The sequence below is a fragment of the Methylobacterium sp. Leaf91 genome, assembly GCF_001422815.1.
GTDB lineage: Bacteria > Pseudomonadota > Alphaproteobacteria > Rhizobiales > Beijerinckiaceae > Methylobacterium.
Genome location: NZ_LMMP01000012.1, coordinates 204,799 through 221,569, shown reverse-complemented (window position 1 = coordinate 221,569; position 16,771 = coordinate 204,799). Strand labels below are relative to the sequence as shown.

Sequence of the window (16,771 nt, the reverse complement as noted above, 5' to 3'; positions counted from 1 at the left end):
CAGACAACGTAGAAAAGAGCGGCTGGTTTGGCCCATGAGGCGGAGAAAATTCTTTGGGTTAATACATACCTTTTACATCAAAAAGGCTAGGCATCCGGGCGGATGCTGAGAGGCGTTGACGTTGTTGCCAAGCCGATCGTCCGTCTTTCACAGAGCGGCAGCATGGCCATCCGTTGAATGGGTGTTGTAAGGGAGCCCCCATCATCCTGTCGGTCGCAACGGGCTCTTCCCCGCGAGGGAGCAGAGCGTTGTCAGGATCGCACGAACATCGAGGACATGGTCTGCATGGTAGATAAGACGAGACCTGCGCAGTCACGCTTGGGGCTGGCCGCGACGGTGGCCTTCGCAATCCTGCTCGCAGGCGTCGGCACCCTGGGCTGGCGCTGGTACAGCTACGTCACGGCCGGACTAACGCCCTACGACGAGGTTGGCATCGAAGTGAATCGCCGCCTGCCAGAGTCGCTGCGGTCGTGGGGCTGCGAGCGCATCAAAGAACGCTTCCCGCGCTCGGTGCCACCCTATGGCTGCCAGCCCGGACAGATCTGATACGTATCGAATCTCGTCCGTTATCGACTGTCTGCGCGTTGAACAGCCTGTTCGAGTAGAAGACAGACGAAGGCTGCGATGTGGAGATCTGCGAGCGCGCTGGAATACCATTCGTCATCCTTGACGATTCGGCGGAAGCGCGTGCCTCCGGCGCAGGAGCGTTCCACCGCCCGCCTGCAAAGCAGATCTTGACTTGGCCACCTGAACCGAGTGGCTCAGCGCTGCTCGCTTGCCTTCCTGCTGACGGGCGGACAAGTCGCGGACCGCAAGGCAGGAGCCTTGCTCCTCGAGCGCTCGCCCCGGTGCCGGATCCTGCTCGCCGACAAAGGCTACGACAGCGATGCCATTCGCCGGCAGATCGAAGCGACAGGAGCCGCCCCCAACATCCCGCCAAAGTCCAACCGGCGCTGGAAGCCCTGCTTCTCGCCGGTCCTCTACCAAGGCTGCAACGCCGTCGAGCGCATGTTCGGCCGCATCAAGGACTTCCGTCGCAGCGCCACGCCATACGACGGGTCTGCAGCCCACTCACTCAAAGCTGTCTGCATCGCTGCAACCATCAGCTATTGGTTATGAGTCCAAATCCTAATTCGTCGAAAAATTGGCGCACCCGACACGATTCGAACGTGTGACCTTTGCCTTCGGAGGATTGATGTCATGGGTTTCCCCGTGATTGCCCGACTTTCCCCGTCATTGCTAAAGCTTTGACAGATATTGCGAATTTCACGGGCCGAGTTATCCAGCGACGATCTGAAATGGCGTGAGTTTTCCGCCACGTGCTTCCGCAGCGCTTCCGCGGAGGCAGTGAGGATCGTATGGCACGGATCACGAAGAGGGTCGTCGACGCCGCCGAGCCCCTGGGAAGGGACTACTTCATCTGGTGCGACGAGCTCCCCGGTTTCGGGCTCCGCGTTTTCGCTTCAGGGCGCCGCAGCTACCTCGTCCAGTATCGATCGAGCGGACGAAGCAGGCGCGTGACGATCGGCTTGCATGGGGTGCTGACAGCTGACGAAGCTCGCCGGGAAGCGAAGTCGCTCCTCGGTCGCGTGGCCAGAGGGGAGGACCCTGCGGAGGAGAGAAAGGCACGGCGTAGCGCGATGACCGTGGCCGAGCTCTGCGATGCCTATCTCGCTGCGACCGATAAAGGGCTGATTATGGGCAAGGGTAGGCAGCCCAAAAAGGCGTCTACCCTCTATGTCGACCGCGGCCGTATCGAACGACACATTCGCCCCTTGCTCGGATCACGCCTGGTCAAGGATCTGACCGTCTCAGATGTTCAGCGGTTCGTCAGGGACGTCCAGACGGGAAAGACCGCTGCCGTGGTCAAGACGGGCTTCCGCGGCAAGGCGGTGGTCGAAGGCGGACCAGGCACAGCCGCTCGTACCGTGGGGCTTCTCGGCGGGATCCTGACATATGCCGTCAGTGAAGGCATCATCCACCTCAACCCCGCGACGGGCGTGAAGCGGCCGGCGGACCTGAAGCGCACACGCCGGCTGAACGCCGAGGAGTACGGTGCTCTTGGGCAAGCCCTGAAGGCCGCCGAGGCTGAGGAGGCCGAGCGCTGGCAGGCCGTGGCAGGCGTCCGGCTCTTGGCGCTCACTGGGTGCAGGCTGGGCGAGATCGTCAAGCTGCGTTGGTCAGAGGTAGACGCTGCTGGCTCATGCCTTCGGCTCGAGGACACGAAGGAAGGCGCATCGGTCCGGCCTATCGGTTGTGCTGTGACAGCCCTCTTGGCGGCTCTGCCTCACACCACGGACTCGCCTTACGTGCTTCCAGCGACCCGCGGCAGCGGACCCTTCGTAAGCCTTCCGGACGCCCTTGAGCGAATCATGGACCGCGCCGGCTTGGCAGGCGTCAGCGCCCACACGCTCCGCCATTCCTTTGCCTCTACGGCCGCTGATCTCGGCTACAGCGATTCCACCATAGGGTCCATGATCGGCCACGCTGGTACTGGCGTCACCTCGCGATACATTCATCATTTGGACGTCGTGCTCTTGAACGCGGCGAACAGATCAAGTTTATACATAAGTCTTTCGTTAGAAGCGGGATAAATTCTATTTGATAAGACTTAGCCGCTTATCTTAATCAGCCTATATACGCAAATATTATTGCTAATCTGTAATCTTTGTCGCTTGTTTGCAGCTAGACAATTATAATGACGTATCAAAATTCGGTTTTGCAAGATCACGCTGACCGCTTTGCGCGTCCGATCAAAATCTCTAGTCTGATCGTGAAAAACCATGGAATTGAACTGCGTGAGGCTTTAGAGGAGAGTGCGGACGCACGAACGCCGAAAGCATCGAGAGAATTCCGGATGGCACTTCTGCAAGAACTCCGGCAACTAATTGCTCTGATTTCCGTGGAACAGCATCCAGAAATCAGCACTTTTGAAGAAGGAGAGGACACAAGTACTTGGATAAGAGCCCAAAAATTTGTCTTTTTTATTGGAGTCATGCAAACTGGTGAGTATTACGGCTTACGCCAAGAGGCCGCACAAGAACTTATAAATTTTGCCGGTTTATTGCGAAGCGCTAATGTTAAGTATGTACGCGGGACGGATTTCTCGGTTTTCGTAAGGAAAGTTTTCGAAGAATTAGTCGCGATTAAAAGACGTATAGAGTCGCGGCCTGCTCAAAATGCTGATCTTACTGTTATCTCTGACAACATCGCAGCATGGTTTTCTGCCAACTCTATCAGGCGGTTACACTTAATTCCTTGCTCTATCATACCCGACATGGCGAACAGTGTAGAGGTCGGCCCCGTAATATTTCAGCACATCGCGTCGTTCGACTTCGTCGCCTTCGGCGTCAATCCAGCAATGCCCGATATATTTGTAAGTCGTTTTCTCGAAACCATGGGACAACGAGCAGCGACGTGGGTAGCATCAATTGAAATCATAGACGTTGAACCTGTTCGATCATCGGAAACCGCCGGTATTATTGTTGATGTTGCGCTCGCAACTCTTCAGTTAGCAACCCCCCAAGAATTGATCGATAAATCAGCGAGAATTACTGGGAGATCCCTGCCTCCGTTCGTTGTTGCCCTGACTCGTCAAAACGGCGAAGTATCACCGACATTCTCTAATTATGAGTCCGGGAAGTTGCTGCGAGGGGAGGCATTTAACAATCTAACTTCTAGCGCACGACCATTTTTTGAATCCGCAGGCAGGCGTATTAACACACTACTATTGAGCTCGACAGAATGCCCTCAACTAGAACTAGCTTGGTGCAATGCTGCTTACTGGTTTCACGAAGCTTTGGCCGAGCCCCTCGCAACGGTAGCAATCGCCAAGCTCGAAACGTCTATTGAAAACCTCTTTGGTGCCGGCAATCCCCTTGAATCGACAAATCGGATATTGCAGGCCTTAGAAGGAGTCTTTGGCCTGAAACCCAATGATATCATTTCCGCGGGATCCTCCGTCAAAGTAAAGGATTTCGTTAAAGATGTCGTTACATCTCGATCGCGGATCCTGCATGGAACTTGGTCAACTCTTACGGAAGACTTACCGCTCGGGCGTACCGAAGTCGAGAAATTAGCACGCCAGCTTTTGATTAGTTTTACCCTGAAACTCGACGAATATGTTTTAACGCCATCCCCGCCCGATAAAACGAAAAATTTTCTCGACTGGATAACAGCCGAGCGGGCTGCTGGATCAAAAGCAAGCCCGTTAGACCATGCTACCTCCCCAACACAGAAGTCGCCTTAAAACTTTTTTGGGGCTCATGGATACAACGAGGGCCAGCTATCTCACTCCTTACTACTCATGGCTAGCACGACTTCTTGCCCTTCAGCGCTTCTTCAACGAGCCTGCGGATGGCTTCTGAGCGCGTCGGCTTGTCTGGCTGCCCAGCCGCCCATGCGTCAATCTGAGCACGCAGATCGACCGATAGTCGAATCGCCGACACCGGGTCCTGGCCAGTAGCGGGCCGACCGCGTCTTTTTTGAACTACGTCAATTGACATCAGCATCCACTAAACGTAGTACGAAAAGCGGGCCGAGGGGAAGGTTGCAACTTCCTCTCGCGCCCTGACCAGCAACGTCGAGTGAGGACGTCCCATGGCTAATCCCATCCATACCACGCCGACCTTATTACCTGCCACGCCCCGTGAGCGCCTGGGCTTATTAGGGACGCAACAATCGCGGCGATCCTTATTATCCATAGGGCCCCGGCACACTCCGGGTCCCGTCACCCTCGCCATCCGCACAGCTCGCGGGGCAAGTACCATCGACCTCTGGCAGGCGACCCACGATGACGAACAACGCGCCCTCCGGGACCTCGACCATCGGCTCGAAGGGGGCGCCACATGAAGCGTCCCCTCCGCACCGCAGGTCTCTTCCGTCAAGATGACCACACACTGGCTTCGGCGTTTCTCGCCATTGAGGAACGGATGAACCTCGCGCGCACCTCCATCATCGCAGCCGAGATGTTGTTTGTCGACGCTTGGGCCTGCGGGCCACAGTTCCTGCCCGAGGCGAAGAAGGCCGCCCTGGGCCTCAGCGGCAACTATCACCTGCTGGTCGTCACAGATGACCAGTTTCAAGCCGTCGAGCACCTAATTGGTCGCGCACGCGAAGATGTAGATGCACTTCTAAGCGCCTATTACGAGTGGCTCGAACTGCCGGTGCAATCCACCGTCTAAGCAACTCGCAGCTATAGAGGTGGAAGAAGGATTGGCACTCACCCCTTCTTCCACCCGACGGCGGTAGCCGCAGCGATCTTAGCCATGTGGTGACGGAAAATGCCGGCTCGTGTCGTGGAAACTATCGCCCACGATGCCCCTTGCACGCCACGAAAGAGTATGATCGCGCCAAGCGGGCTATCCACCTAGCCGCCTACTTCGGCGATGGGTCAGGATCGATTTACTTCGTACTTCCTCCGATCAAACCGTTCTAGGGATCGTCATGACTGAGATTGCAATGCCCTCTCTGCAGGGCGCGGCGGAGCTTTGCCTCAACCCGAGGTTCCGAAAGCCACGGTTTAACCCGGTTGAAGCATCCGACTACTTGGCCCAAGTCCACGGCACGCCGGTGGCGATCGCCACGCTCGCAAAAATGCGGTGCCTCGGCGGCGGCCCGAGCTTCGACAGGTTCGGTCGATCCATCTTCTACTCCCGAGCCGATCTCGACGCCTGGGTCAGCGGCCGTATGACCGGGACGCGCCGCTCGACCTCCGATCAGAGCGCCCGATGAAAGCGCGGCGTATCTCACCTTGTAAAAGGCGGGCGGCACAGGAGGTCCGCCCTTCGCTGCCGCCGGAGTTCGATGCCGTGATTGAGGGCGATCGCCGCTACTTCGCCCGGCGCCGCGATCGATCCTACCGGGTCCGGCATATGGCCGCGATCGAGATGCAGGTCAGCCGTGACGCCGGCCAGACGTTCGAGCCGTTATTCCCGGGCGCACGCTGGTTCACCGCCGTCCGGCAGGTCGCCCCCGGCTATCGTATCCGCGCCGTCTATCAGGCCTTCGCCAATGCGGACGTGGATCTGTCAGAAGCCACGTCCTGTCGCCTCTACGTAGAGGCATGCGGACCAGACGGCCGCCGGCTGGCCGAAGCGCTGGAGCGGGCAATCCACGACACGCCGGGGTGCCGGTGACAGAAGACAGCGACGACCTCACTGCATTGCTTCAGGCGATCCGCCTGTCAGGCAGGCCTTCAGGCGACGGTGACGCGGTATGACGGCAGGCCTTCATGAGGCGTCATCCACATCTCAAAGTGAGTTTGCGCCAGGCGCGTCCGGTGCTCTGCCGACCGCCCTCACCCCTCTCGTCGCCGAGCGGCGCTGGCTGGTGTGGAAGTGGGAGCTCAACGACAAGGGGAAGCCGACGAAGGTCCCATATCGCGCCGACGCTCCGAGCGTGAAGGGATCCAGCACCGACTCGCGAACCTGGGCCGATCATTCGACCGCAGCGGCGGCCGTTGCCGCCGGGCGCGCCGACGGTATCGGCTACGCCCTGCACGGCGGAAAAGTCGGGGCATTCGATCTCGATCACTGCCGGGATCGGGAGACGCAGGAGATCGCGCCGTGGGCGCTAAAGCTCTTGGCCCGGGCCAAGAGCTATGCCGAGGTGACGCCCTCGGGCGAAGGCATCAGGATCCTTGGTTTTGCCGAGGGCAGCAAGGTTCATCGCCGCCAGCGTGTGCCGATGACGGCCGAAGGCGCGGTGGAGACGTTTCGAGACGCGGAGCGGTTCATCACCGTAACCGGAGATGTTGTTCCGGACACGCCGGCCACCCTGGCCCAGCTCGATGCCGTGATAGACGAGACGGTCGCGGAGCTCGACGAGGCGAAGCGCGCCGAGAAGGAAGCCCGACGAGAGGCCGAACAGGACGCACGCCGCGAGAGCTTCAGCGAGCGCGCCGCAGCCCAGGCACGCTCGCGAAGCTACGACGCCGAGCGCGATCTTCCACGTGAGCTTGACGAGCTCGTGCGGTTCGGTCCGGCGGCCGGGGCCGATCGTAGCGCGGCGTTCCATCATGCCGTGTGCTGGCTGAAGGATTACGGCTGGAGCGTCGATCGCATTGAGGGCCTTCTGTCAGCTCATCCGAACGGCGTGGCGGAGAAATACGAAGGCCGCCTGCGCGGTGAGATCGAGCGGTGCTGGGACAAGGCCGAGGCGCCGCGCGAACGATCGAGGCCGGGCAACGGCAGGGGCTCTCAACAGAACGGCGACGGCAGCGCTCCGCGTGGCGAGAAGGATGCGCGTAAGCCGATTCCATTGCGCTGGCACCGGGACGCCAATCTGGATGCCGATCGGCCCTGGTTGGTGCGCGATCTCATCGCCGAGGTGGGCAAGGGTCTGCTGTCCGGCCAGTGGGGGTCCGCCAAGACTTTCATCGCCCTGGACCTCTCGGGCTGCGTGATGACCGGCGAGCCTTTCGCCGGCCGGAACGTGATGCGCCGGGGCGGCGTCCTGTTCATCGCGCCGGAAGGTGCCTTCGAGATCCCCATCCGTCTGAAGGGCCTCGTATCGGGGAAGGTCGCAGGTACGGCCATTTCACAGGCTGCGTCGGGCGAACGCCCGATCGATCCCGACGACATGCCATTCGCATGGATCGAGGAATGCCCGCGCTTGGTCGATCGCGACGCTGCGGACTTGCTTATGCTGACGGCCGACGCCGCTGTGCGCGAGCTGCACGAGCGTTATGATCTGCCGCTCGCCCTCATCATCGTAGATACGGTTGCGGCCGGTGCGGGCTTCGACGACGAGAACAGTGCGGCCGAAACGCAAAAGGTGATGAACGCGCTGGAGCGCTTGAGTCATCACACTGGAGCCTTTGTGCTCGGGGTCGACCATTTCGGCAAGGCCGTGGAGACCGGGACGCGCGGATCTAGCGCCAAGGAGGCAGCAGCGGACACGGTGCTCGCGGCCCTGGCCAGCCGTGACGAGGCCGGCAACACCAGCAACATGCGAATGGCGGTCCGCAAGGTTCGCGGGGCCCGGACGGGCCAGGAGACGCCTTATTCGCTAGAAGTGGTGCAGATCGGCGAGGATCGCTGGGGCGACCCCGTCACGACCTGCGTGGTTAACTGGGAGGCCGATCGCATTGCGGAGCCCATGGCTTCCAAGGCCAAAGACCCTTGGACTAGATCACTGAAGGTCCTGCGTAGCGCGATTCTCAATGCGCTTGCGGTGGCTGGGAGCCGAGTCCGCCCATTTGGAGGTGAGGGGCCGGAGGTTCTGGCGGCGCGCCAAGAGGACGTCAGGCAGGAGTTCTATGCCGCGTATCCGACCGAGGGGGACACCGAGGCCCAGCGTGCAGACGCCAGGAAGAAGGCTTTCAAGCGTGCGCTGCTCCAGGGCGTCGAGAACGGACTGATCGCCACTCGCGACGTGATGGCGGTGCCGCACGTCTGGCTCGTGGGTGAGCAAGCATGATCAAGAATCTCCCCAGGGGACAGGGACACGGGGGACACTCCCTAGTGGTCGTGTCCCCGTGTCCCTCATGTCCCCCTACACGGGACACCAGGGACATGAGGGGACAATGTCCCTTTTGTCCCGCATGTCCCCCTCGGGATCGTGCAGCCTCGTTCTCTTTAATCGGCGCGAGGGACCCACCAAGGCGGAAGCGAAGGTGCGGGCGAACCGCACCGAGCACACCATCCGGATATGGCGCCCGGACCACGACAACGGATTCCTCATCAACGCCGACTTCGCCGTAGTGGAAAACTTGAGCTCCCCCGATTAGGGGAGCGGGAAACCGCGGGGCCCGGACTAACTATTCTTTTGCGCTCCTAGTGATCGAATGAAAGCTCACGAGAAGGAGGTGAAACAAACCCCTCAAACCCTTAACTCGGTTTTTCGACGTTTCTCGTCCTTACCCGCGGCCGCCTTGGATTCAGTAGAAATTAATATGCGCTTGAATCAACAACGCGGAATGATCCGCCAATTTTAGCAAATATTGATCTGGCGCTGCACCTGCATGTACATTCGTGCAACTTCAATTCGACAATTGACGGTTTCGCGAGGCGCCATGTCCAACCGTACAGCCTACGAGGTCCGCATCGCGGCCCGTATCCCCAGCGAGATGCCAAGCCTCATCAGTGCCGCTGCATCCCGCGTGTTCATCTCTCCCTCCGCCTACGTGCGGCAGGCCCTGGCCGAGAAGCTGAAGCGTGACGGTTTCGGCCTGCCCTCTCAGGAAGCCGCGTCCGCTCAGCAGGCAGCCTGATCCGTTTCGCAGAGGAGATTTCCATCATGGCCAGAGCCAAGCCCCAGCCCAGCACTGGAACGCCCGATAACGATCTCGCCGGCTTGATCCGTACCCGCGAGAACCTACAGGCACGGCAGGTCACCCTGGCGGCGGACACCGAAAAGGCGATGGCCGAGCGTCGCGCGCTGCTCATCGCTGGCGTCGACGCGGCCGGCATCGCCGATGCTGAACGCCGTTGCCGCGAAGCCGAAAGCGCAGCCGCCGGGATCGCCGATGCGCTGTCGGAGGTGGATCGACTCATCGCCGAGGCGGAAGCGCGGATCGAGGAAGCGCGGCAGGCCGACGAGCGCAAGTCAGCGGCCGACCGCCTGGAGCGCGACAGCCACGCCATTGAATCGGCGGCCGCGAAGGTCCGAAAGGTCGTGGACGATCTCGCTAAGGCCAATGCCGCCCTGGCGTCCGCGATCAGCCCCGTGGCGGCTCCGTTGTTCGGCAAGCGTGACATGCACGGCCCACGAGACGGCGAAGCTCCCGAAACCATCGCTGCCTACATCACGGGGCACATGCTCGCCACCACCATCCCGACGATCGAGGTCTCAGAGGCGGGCAAGAACATGGGGTTCGGATGGGTTAGCCCGAAACCCATCGAAATCACGGATGGCGACGCCCCGGCCGTCCCGCTCCTTGTCGCCCCCATGCGCGAACTGGCCGAGCGCATCCGCAGCGGAGAGGCCACTACAGACCTGCGTGCTTACGTCGAACCCGAGCCCAACTTCGAGGTGCACCCCGGCGAAATCCGCATCTATGCGCTGACGCGCTTTAGCTGGAAGCGGCGGGCGGACAGCGTGCCCGACATTGTGGAAGTCTCCCACGCCAGTCTCCCCGAGCCGGTGGCGCGCCTCGCCATCGCGCAGGGCGTCGCTTCCGAGACCGAGCCGTACAACTGGCGCCAGCTGCGCGAGGCGAGCCGGGCACGGGGCAGTCAGGGCATCCCGGTCTCGCAGTTCCCCTTCATCGGGTTCGTGCTGTCCGATTGGGTGAAGGGTGAGACCGAAAAGGCCCGCAACGCTTGGCTCGCCGAGCACGACGTTGCCGCCTGATCGCCAATCGTCGAGGGAGACTGACCCTCCCTTGATGAGGCGCCCGCGGTGTTGGCCCGGATCTGATCCGTGCCGCGGGCGCCGCCCCCCTTCAAGCAGCAGGATGATGCCATGCCCGGCTACAGCCAGGATCAACTCAACCGAGCCCGTCAGCCGTTTCATGGCGAACAGGACCGCAACGATGCCGTTGCCGTCTTGGGGCACTTGCTAACTGAGCAGCGGGATGGCCACAGCGACGACCGCGCGACAGCTATTCGCACCATCACGGCAGCCGTTCAGAACTTCGATACCCGGGCGGCCCTCGGCGCACCCGCATCAAGCTTCGCCGAACCTAGCGGACTGCCGGCGGTGGCCAGTGTCGTTCCGCCCCCGCGCCCCAGCCCTACGCCGCTCAGCCCGACGCCCCCTCCGGCAACGCCCGCCCGGCCGAGCGCTTCAGTGACCTTGCAGGACGGCAGCGTCGCCGCCTCTCGAGCCAGCATGGAGCGTGAGCTGAAGCGCGTCGGCCTCGCCGCGTCGGACGGAAGCGCGGGGAAGATCGATGTCCTCGGGGTCAGCCCTTCATCGAGCATGACCCGCGAGCTGAAGCGTGCCGGGCTGATCCCGCGGTGAGGGCTTGCGCGGCCCTCCACCGCCCGACCCAACCCGGCACCCGACTGACCGCCCGAGGTGCCGGGGACCCTGGGGGGTCTGACCCGATACGGGTGGTCGGGGCCCCCAATGTTCCTAGCGCCAACCCTCAAAACTCGCTTAACAGTACGACTTAACCGGATTTGCCGTGACCGTCATTACTAAGGCTTCACTTGCTGACGAGATGAGGGTTAGTCGCGCCCGCGTCTCCCAATACGTGAAATCCGGTCTGCCTGTACGTTCTGACGGCAAATTAAACCGCGATGAAGCCCTTAACTGGCTTAAGCGGAATGCGGTCGGACTTTACTCAGGCGAGGACCGAGGAGTTAACCGGGCGGGGCGCCTCGCGAGGGCGGTTAAGCCGGCCCCGAAGGCGCTTGAACCCGCGCCGGAGCCGGAGCCCGATATGATCCCCGACGTCGACCCCTGGGTGGTCGCCGCCGAACTCGTGGCCCAGAGCGGCGCCGTCGCAGCGCGCGTGGCCGTCGAGGCCGGCGCATCTATGCAGGTCGCCTATGCCCTCGACCAAGCCGTGACGGTTCTCCTTTGGGGCATCGCCGACGCGCAGCTTGGCATCCCAGCGGCGGGCAGCGCCGAGTTCGAGCGGATGGTTGACGCCCGGATTGCCCATCCCGACTGGCCCGTCCTCGCCGATCAGGCCAGCGAGCCCGTGGACGAAGACGCATGGTCGGCTTTCGCCGATTCGCTTCCCTCCCTGAAACCCTCTCACCCCTGACAAGGATTCGAAATGCTCAACCTCTCCCCGGCTCCGACCGAACCCACCTGGATCGACCTCATGGAGGGTGTGCGCCTCCAGATCCGCCCCCGCTCGATCGTCCACATCCTCGTCAGCCGAGAGGCCGCCGGCAAGGCGTACATCGAGGAGCGCGATGCGGGCTTGCTGGACGAAGCCAGCGACCTGCGCGCCACGACCGCGATGGTGATCCGGTACGCCCGCGCCGTCATCGCCGATTGGTCCGGCATCGGCGACACGAACGGCGACCCAGCGCCGGTCACCCCGGAGAACGTCGACGCCCTGATGGCCCGTTGGGACGCCTACGAGCGCTTCGACCAGCTCGTGTTCACCCCAGCCCTCAACGCGAACGCCGGCCAGTCGGTCGACGCCGCAGCCTGACCCCAACCGCATAAAGGAGGCGGACCATGGCCAACAACATCGCGATCCGCCTGGGCGTAGAGGGCGGAGCAGACGTAAGGCGGGCATTCGAGGATGCGGGCGGCGCCGGCCGGCAGGCGTTCGATGGGGTTGCGGCCTCGATGGACAAGGCCGGGGTGGCAAGCGACCGCCTCTCTCAGAAGACCCGCGAAGCGCAAGCGGCGGCTCGTGCGGCGCAGGCCGCCGCGAGCGCATCGGCCGCGACCGGCCCCGCCTCCGGCTCCGGCCAGCCGGCGAACGCTCCCGGCTTCAGCCCGGCATCCCTGCGAGTGGCCGAGCGGGTGCGGGCGGAGGTGGACGCCGAGTATGCCCGCCAGATCAAGCTTGCCCGCACCGAAACGGGCATTAACACCGGGTATGCGGCCGGCCGGTATGACGACGCCGAGCGCGACCGCCTTCGCGCTCTCGCCGCCGCGAAGTATTCGCCCGCCTCCGATCCTGTGCCGGTCACCACCTCGCGCACCATCGCCGCCGGTTGGCGTGATTTCGAGGCGGCTGGCAGCGCCACCCTGAAAGAGATCGAGGCCGGCCGCACGGCCGCCATGCGGAATGCCGAGGCCAGTCGGCGGCTCGGAGCGCTCGGCCTGTCGCCGCAGACGGCGGCGAACCAGAACCGCCGTTTGCGCCAGGATGAAGCCACCAACCTGATGTATCAGGGCGGTGATATCGTGGCCCAGCTGGGCAGCGGCTCCGGCCTTGGCATGATCGCCATGCAGCAGGGGCCGCAGATCGCTCAGATCTTCGCGGGTCCGGGCGGCGCCAGCATCAAGGGCGCGGCGGCGCAGGCGAGCGAGGCGGTTTCGAGCTTTGTCTCCCGCATCGGCCTCGTCGGCGGCGCGATCGGCGTCACCACGGCGGCGGTCATCACCGGAGCGGCCGCATTTGCCAGCTACCGCTCTCAGCAGCGCGAGGTGGAGATCGCCACCTCCGGCATTGGTCGGGCGTCCGGCGCCACGGTCGGCGCGATCAACGCCATCGCCGATGCGCAGGCCGGCGCTGCGGGCCTCTCGCGCAGCGCCGCCCGCGATCTACAGGCGCAGTTCGCTGGCACCGGGCAGATCGGCACGGAGATGTATGCCGGCCTGCTGGCCAGCGTGCGCGATTACGCGAACGCGACCCGTCAGGATATACCGGAGGCGGGCGCGGCGCTCGCCGAGGCATTTGCTGACCCGACGCGCGGCGCCGAGAAGTTAAACGCGCAGCTCGGTTTTCTCGATGATACCGCGCTCCAGGCCATCAGCCGGCTTCAGGCGCAGGGCGACCGCCTCGGCGCGCAGAAGATGCTCCTCGACGCCTATTCCGGCAGCGTGGCGGGCGCCTCGCAGAAGCTCGGGTTCTTCGCCAGGCAGTGGCAGGACTTCAAGACCACCACCAGCAACGAAATCGACGGAATCGGTCGGTTCATCGACCGGGGCCTCGGAGGCGGTGACGCCGAAACCCGCCTCAAGACGCTCCAGGCGCAGCTGAAGCGCAACGAAGGCTCGAAGGGCGCGCTCGGCGGGCTGCTCGACCCGCTGTTCAACTACGACGCCGGCGTCATCAAGGAGCAGATCGCGAAGGTTCAGGCCGAGATCGACAAGGCCACGAAGGAGGGCGGCCAGACGCAGGCCAACCAGCGCTCGTTCGCGGTCGGTAACCTCGTCCGGTCCCTCAACCCGGAGCGGGAGGAGCTGAAGAAGCTCACCAGCGAGGGCGTGCTCCTCCGCAAGGCCATCACCGATCCGATCGCCTGGGGCCTGAAGACGGACCAGATCGACGCCGCCAGGCGCGCCTTTGGCGACGTGAGCACGGTCGTGAAGAACCTTGTCGAGGACATGGACAAGTTCGGCAGCCGGACCGTTGCCGCGCTCAACCGGACGGCCGACTTCAACCTGAAGACCGTCGGCTACGCCCCCGGGGCGCAGGCCGTGGCGGCGACGAACGACAAATACGACCAGCTCCTCCGCGACGCCAAGGAGGCCGACCGAGCTGGCATCGAGGCGGCTCGTCAGAAGGAGCTGGAGACCCTTCGCCAGTCCTCGCTGCTTCAGCCCGGCAACTACTCCACCAGCGTCCGCGACATACCGGAGCAGTACCGGGACCGCGTGTCGTCGGCCGCGAATAGTGCTGGTATCGACGCCAGCCTCCTCGCGTCCGTGTTCCGGCAGGAGTCGCGGTTCCGGCCGGAGGTGATCGACGGTCGGAAGCTCAGCCCTGCCGGCGCGGCCGGTCCATTCCAGTTCATGCCGGGAACAGCGACGCAGTACGGCGTGGATCCGCTCGACTTCACCAGCGCAGCCAATGGCGCGGCTCGGCTCCTCCGCGACCGTCTGAAGGCTCGAAACGGTGACGTTGCCCTCGCCCTTGCCGATTACAACTGGGGTCAGGGGAACGTCGATAGCGTGGGCCGTGACCCGTCCCGCTTCCCGAAGGAGACCCGCAACTACATCGCCGACGTGACCCGGCAGACGCCCGGCCTCACCGAGCGGGTCCAGGACCTCGATGCGAACGCCCGCGCGGTCCAGCTCGCCACCGACAACCTGAAGGCCAACACTGAGCTCTACGGGGTCAACGGCCAGAAGCTCGAGGCCACCACCCGCGCGAACGAAATGCTCTCGCAGCAGATGGCGCGGGGTATCCCTGTCACGGATTCGCTTCGGGCCAGCATCCTGCAGTTCGCCAACGACGCCGCGGGCGCGGCGCAGAAGCAGCGCCTCGTCCAGTTCGCAGGCGACAGCACATTCGACCGTGAGCAGTTGGGCCGGTCCACCAGCGAGCAATCGGCGTTCGCGGCCGGGCGGCGGGTCGTCGGTGACACCACCAGCGACGCGGCCCGCGCGGTCATCGAAACCACCCGCATGAACGACACCTTGCGGGAGACGAAGGGCATCGCGACCGACGCGTTTGGCGGCCTGCTCACCGACCTGCGCCAGGGTCGGGACATCATCGGGTCTATCTCGAACCTCACCGGGCGCTGGGCCGACAAGCTGCTTATGACGGCGGCGGACAAGTCGATTTCGGCCCTCTTCGCGGGGGGAGGTGGCGCCGGAGGCAGTGGCGGCATCACTTCCATGCTCGCCAGCGCGAAGTCGTTCTTCGGCTTCGACCAGGGAGGCTACACCGGGCCTGGAGGACGGCTGGAGGCGGCGGGCGTCGTCCACAAGGGCGAACTGGTCTGGAGCCAGGACGATATCCGCAGGGTCGGCGGCGTTGCCAGCGCCGAGGCGCTTCGGAAAGGCTTCCGAGGCTACGATCTCGGCGGCTTCGTCGGCGACATGCCGGGGCGCCCCGTGTTCCCGAGCGGCGGCACCGGCCAGCCCGCCCTCTTCATCGGAGTTGCCGCATGACCGCCAACGCCATGTTTGTGGTGGAGGACGGCATCGTCGTGTTCTCGGACGGTGCCGCCTATGACGAGATGGGCACCGTCCGCCAGATCCACGACAAGCAGCTCATCCGCGCCGACATCGACACCGTCATCACGTGCTCAAGCAGCGGTTCGGGTCTGTCTCTGCTCAATCTCGCCATGAGCTCGGATGCGCCGGGGAGCTTCGATGATGTGGCCGACCAGATGCCCGGATGGTCGAGGGAAGTGCATGCCATGATGATGGCGGCGTTTCCGGAGCGCGGCGAGGCCGAGAATTGGGCCATGTACCTCTACGGAGGGTGGTCGGAGCGCGCGCAGGCGTGGAGGGCGTTCCTCATCATCACTCTGTCAGGGGCGATGTTAGGGATGCGCTGTGAGGCATACACGCCCGTACCGCTTTCCTCCTACGTCAAGCCGGAAGCTTCACCGGAGGCGCTCGCGAAAGTCGGGTTGCCGGCCGATCTGAATACCCTGTCGGCGCCGGTCGATCCCCACGACCTGGGGCTCCGAATGATGATGGCCCTGCGCCACACTGAGCAAACCGAGATCCATGGGCCGGGCTCGCGTTCTGGCTACATCGTCGGCGGGTTCCTTCAGCACACTCATCTCCGGCGGGGTCGCGCCGAGACGCGGGTTGTCTACCGCTGGCCGGACGAAATCGGGCGACCTATCGATCCATCGGGCGACCCACCCTTCACGATCGAATATGGCACCGCGCCGTCCTCAACGTTCGAAGATTGACAACTTGGCTTTTCACAAACCTCGGCGAACCCGCGCCGTCTGCCTGCAGGCTTCAAGCTAATCGCGTCAACAGCACGCCCGCTCGGTCCAAGAAATGCTACTAAACGCTGCGTTAAAGCATCAGGCTTTGATGTTTCGCATTCCCAAATAACAAGCACTTCCCACCCGGCATCTAAAAGTAATTTTTGAGATCGCAAGTCTCGCGCGACGTTGCCCCTGAACTTTTCGGCCCAATACTCTAAGCGACTTTTTGGAACAGAAGCGTCTTTACAACCGAAATGTTGATGCCAGAAGCACCCATGTACAAATAAGGCCTTCCGGCAGCTCGGAAAGGCAAGATCTGGCTTTCCCGGCAGGTCCCGGCGGTGAAGGCGGAATCTATAGCCAAGTGAGTGCAAAAGCTTACGAATCCGAATCTCGGGCTTAGTATCCTTTGATCGGATTTTTGACATGCAGCGGCTACGCTGAGCAGGGGTCATGACGTCTGTCATCTGACGTTTCCCACTGTTTTCGCCGATTGGGGATGGAGCCGCGGCCTTGCTATCGATAGAAGCAATGCCATAGCGTTCCTAACGTTCCTGGAAGAG

14 protein-coding genes, 1 tRNA gene and 2 pseudogenes are annotated in these 16,771 nt (G+C 62.8%); 14 read left to right on the top strand and 3 right to left on the bottom strand.

What is annotated here, in order from left to right; genetic code table 11:
* The first annotated feature begins 285 nt into the window (after positions 1–285).
* Complete coding sequence (locus tag ASF32_RS11875) at positions 286–546, top strand: hypothetical protein (RefSeq protein ID WP_056428669.1); 261 nt, start codon at positions 286–288, stop codon at positions 544–546.
* 20 nt (positions 547–566) lie between these two features.
* On the opposite strand, the pseudogene ASF32_RS26475 reads toward ASF32_RS11875, so the two are convergent.
* Positions 567–731 (bottom strand): annotated as a pseudogene (locus tag ASF32_RS26475) (IS5/IS1182 family transposase); the annotation flags it as partial.
* Between the two features lie 43 nt (positions 732–774).
* Here ASF32_RS26475 and ASF32_RS11870 point away from each other — a divergent pair.
* Positions 775–1,119, top strand: a pseudogene (locus tag ASF32_RS11870) (transposase); the annotation flags it as partial.
* A 26-nt stretch (positions 1,120–1,145) separates the two neighbouring features.
* Here the strand turns inward: ASF32_RS11870 and ASF32_RS25305 are convergent.
* A tRNA-OTHER gene (locus ASF32_RS25305) sits at positions 1,146–1,225 on the bottom strand.
* A 133-nt stretch (positions 1,226–1,358) separates the two neighbouring features.
* On the opposite strand from ASF32_RS25305, the gene ASF32_RS11865 reads away from it, so the two are divergent.
* The 12 genes from ASF32_RS11865 to ASF32_RS11805 all read left to right on the top strand — a co-directional run bounded on the left by ASF32_RS11865 (position 1,359) and on the right by ASF32_RS11805 (position 16,184).
* Positions 1,359–2,594 (top strand): site-specific integrase, encoded by a 1,236-nt coding sequence (locus ASF32_RS11865; protein WP_056428261.1) that lies wholly within the window; start codon positions 1,359–1,361, stop codon positions 2,592–2,594.
* A gap of 104 nt (positions 2,595–2,698) precedes the next feature.
* The gene (locus ASF32_RS25300; RefSeq protein ID WP_156467775.1) at positions 2,699–4,249 is read left to right on the top strand and encodes a hypothetical protein; all 1,551 of its coding nucleotides are present in this window, start codon (positions 2,699–2,701) and stop codon (positions 4,247–4,249) included.
* Between the two features lie 598 nt (positions 4,250–4,847).
* Positions 4,848–5,183 (top strand): hypothetical protein, encoded by a 336-nt coding sequence (locus tag ASF32_RS11860; protein WP_056428257.1) that lies wholly within the window; start codon positions 4,848–4,850, stop codon positions 5,181–5,183.
* 627 nt (positions 5,184–5,810) lie between these two features.
* Complete coding sequence (locus tag ASF32_RS11850) at positions 5,811–6,137, top strand: hypothetical protein (RefSeq protein WP_156467774.1); 327 nt, start codon at positions 5,811–5,813, stop codon at positions 6,135–6,137.
* A 79-nt stretch (positions 6,138–6,216) separates the two neighbouring features.
* The gene (locus ASF32_RS11845) at positions 6,217–8,421 is read left to right on the top strand and encodes an AAA family ATPase (protein WP_244483627.1); all 2,205 of its coding nucleotides are present in this window, start codon (positions 6,217–6,219) and stop codon (positions 8,419–8,421) included.
* Between the two features lie 595 nt (positions 8,422–9,016).
* Positions 9,017–9,214: a hypothetical protein gene (locus ASF32_RS11835; RefSeq protein ID WP_056428244.1), complete on the top strand. Its 198-nt coding sequence runs from the start codon at positions 9,017–9,019 to the stop codon at positions 9,212–9,214.
* Positions 9,215–9,240: 26 nt separating this feature from the next.
* Positions 9,241–10,296 (top strand): hypothetical protein, encoded by a 1,056-nt coding sequence (locus ASF32_RS11830; RefSeq protein WP_056428242.1) that lies wholly within the window; start codon positions 9,241–9,243, stop codon positions 10,294–10,296.
* A gap of 111 nt (positions 10,297–10,407) precedes the next feature.
* A complete protein-coding gene (locus ASF32_RS11825; RefSeq protein WP_156467773.1) occupies positions 10,408–10,908 on the top strand; it encodes a hypothetical protein in 501 nt (166 codons plus the stop codon).
* Between the two features lie 424 nt (positions 10,909–11,332).
* Positions 11,333–11,662, top strand: a complete 330-nt coding sequence (locus ASF32_RS11820; protein ID WP_056428236.1) for a hypothetical protein — start codon at positions 11,333–11,335, stop codon at positions 11,660–11,662.
* A 12-nt stretch (positions 11,663–11,674) separates the two neighbouring features.
* Entirely contained in the window at positions 11,675–12,061 is a 387-nt protein-coding gene (locus tag ASF32_RS11815; protein WP_056428233.1) for a hypothetical protein, read from the top strand.
* A 26-nt stretch (positions 12,062–12,087) separates the two neighbouring features.
* A complete protein-coding gene (locus tag ASF32_RS11810) occupies positions 12,088–15,426 on the top strand; it encodes a phage tail length tape measure family protein (RefSeq protein WP_056428229.1) in 3,339 nt (1,112 codons plus the stop codon).
* Entirely contained in the window at positions 15,423–16,184 is a 762-nt protein-coding gene (locus tag ASF32_RS11805; protein WP_056428226.1) for a hypothetical protein, read from the top strand. Before ASF32_RS11810 ends, ASF32_RS11805 begins: the two co-directional genes overlap by 4 nt.
* On the opposite strand, the gene ASF32_RS11800 is transcribed toward ASF32_RS11805, so the two are convergent.
* Positions 16,082–16,663, bottom strand: coding sequence for a very short patch repair endonuclease (locus tag ASF32_RS11800; RefSeq protein WP_348271424.1), 582 nt, complete (start codon positions 16,661–16,663; stop codon positions 16,082–16,084). The two genes, ASF32_RS11805 and ASF32_RS11800, sit on opposite strands and share 103 nt — an antisense overlap.
* Between the last annotated feature and the right edge of the window lie 108 nt (positions 16,664–16,771).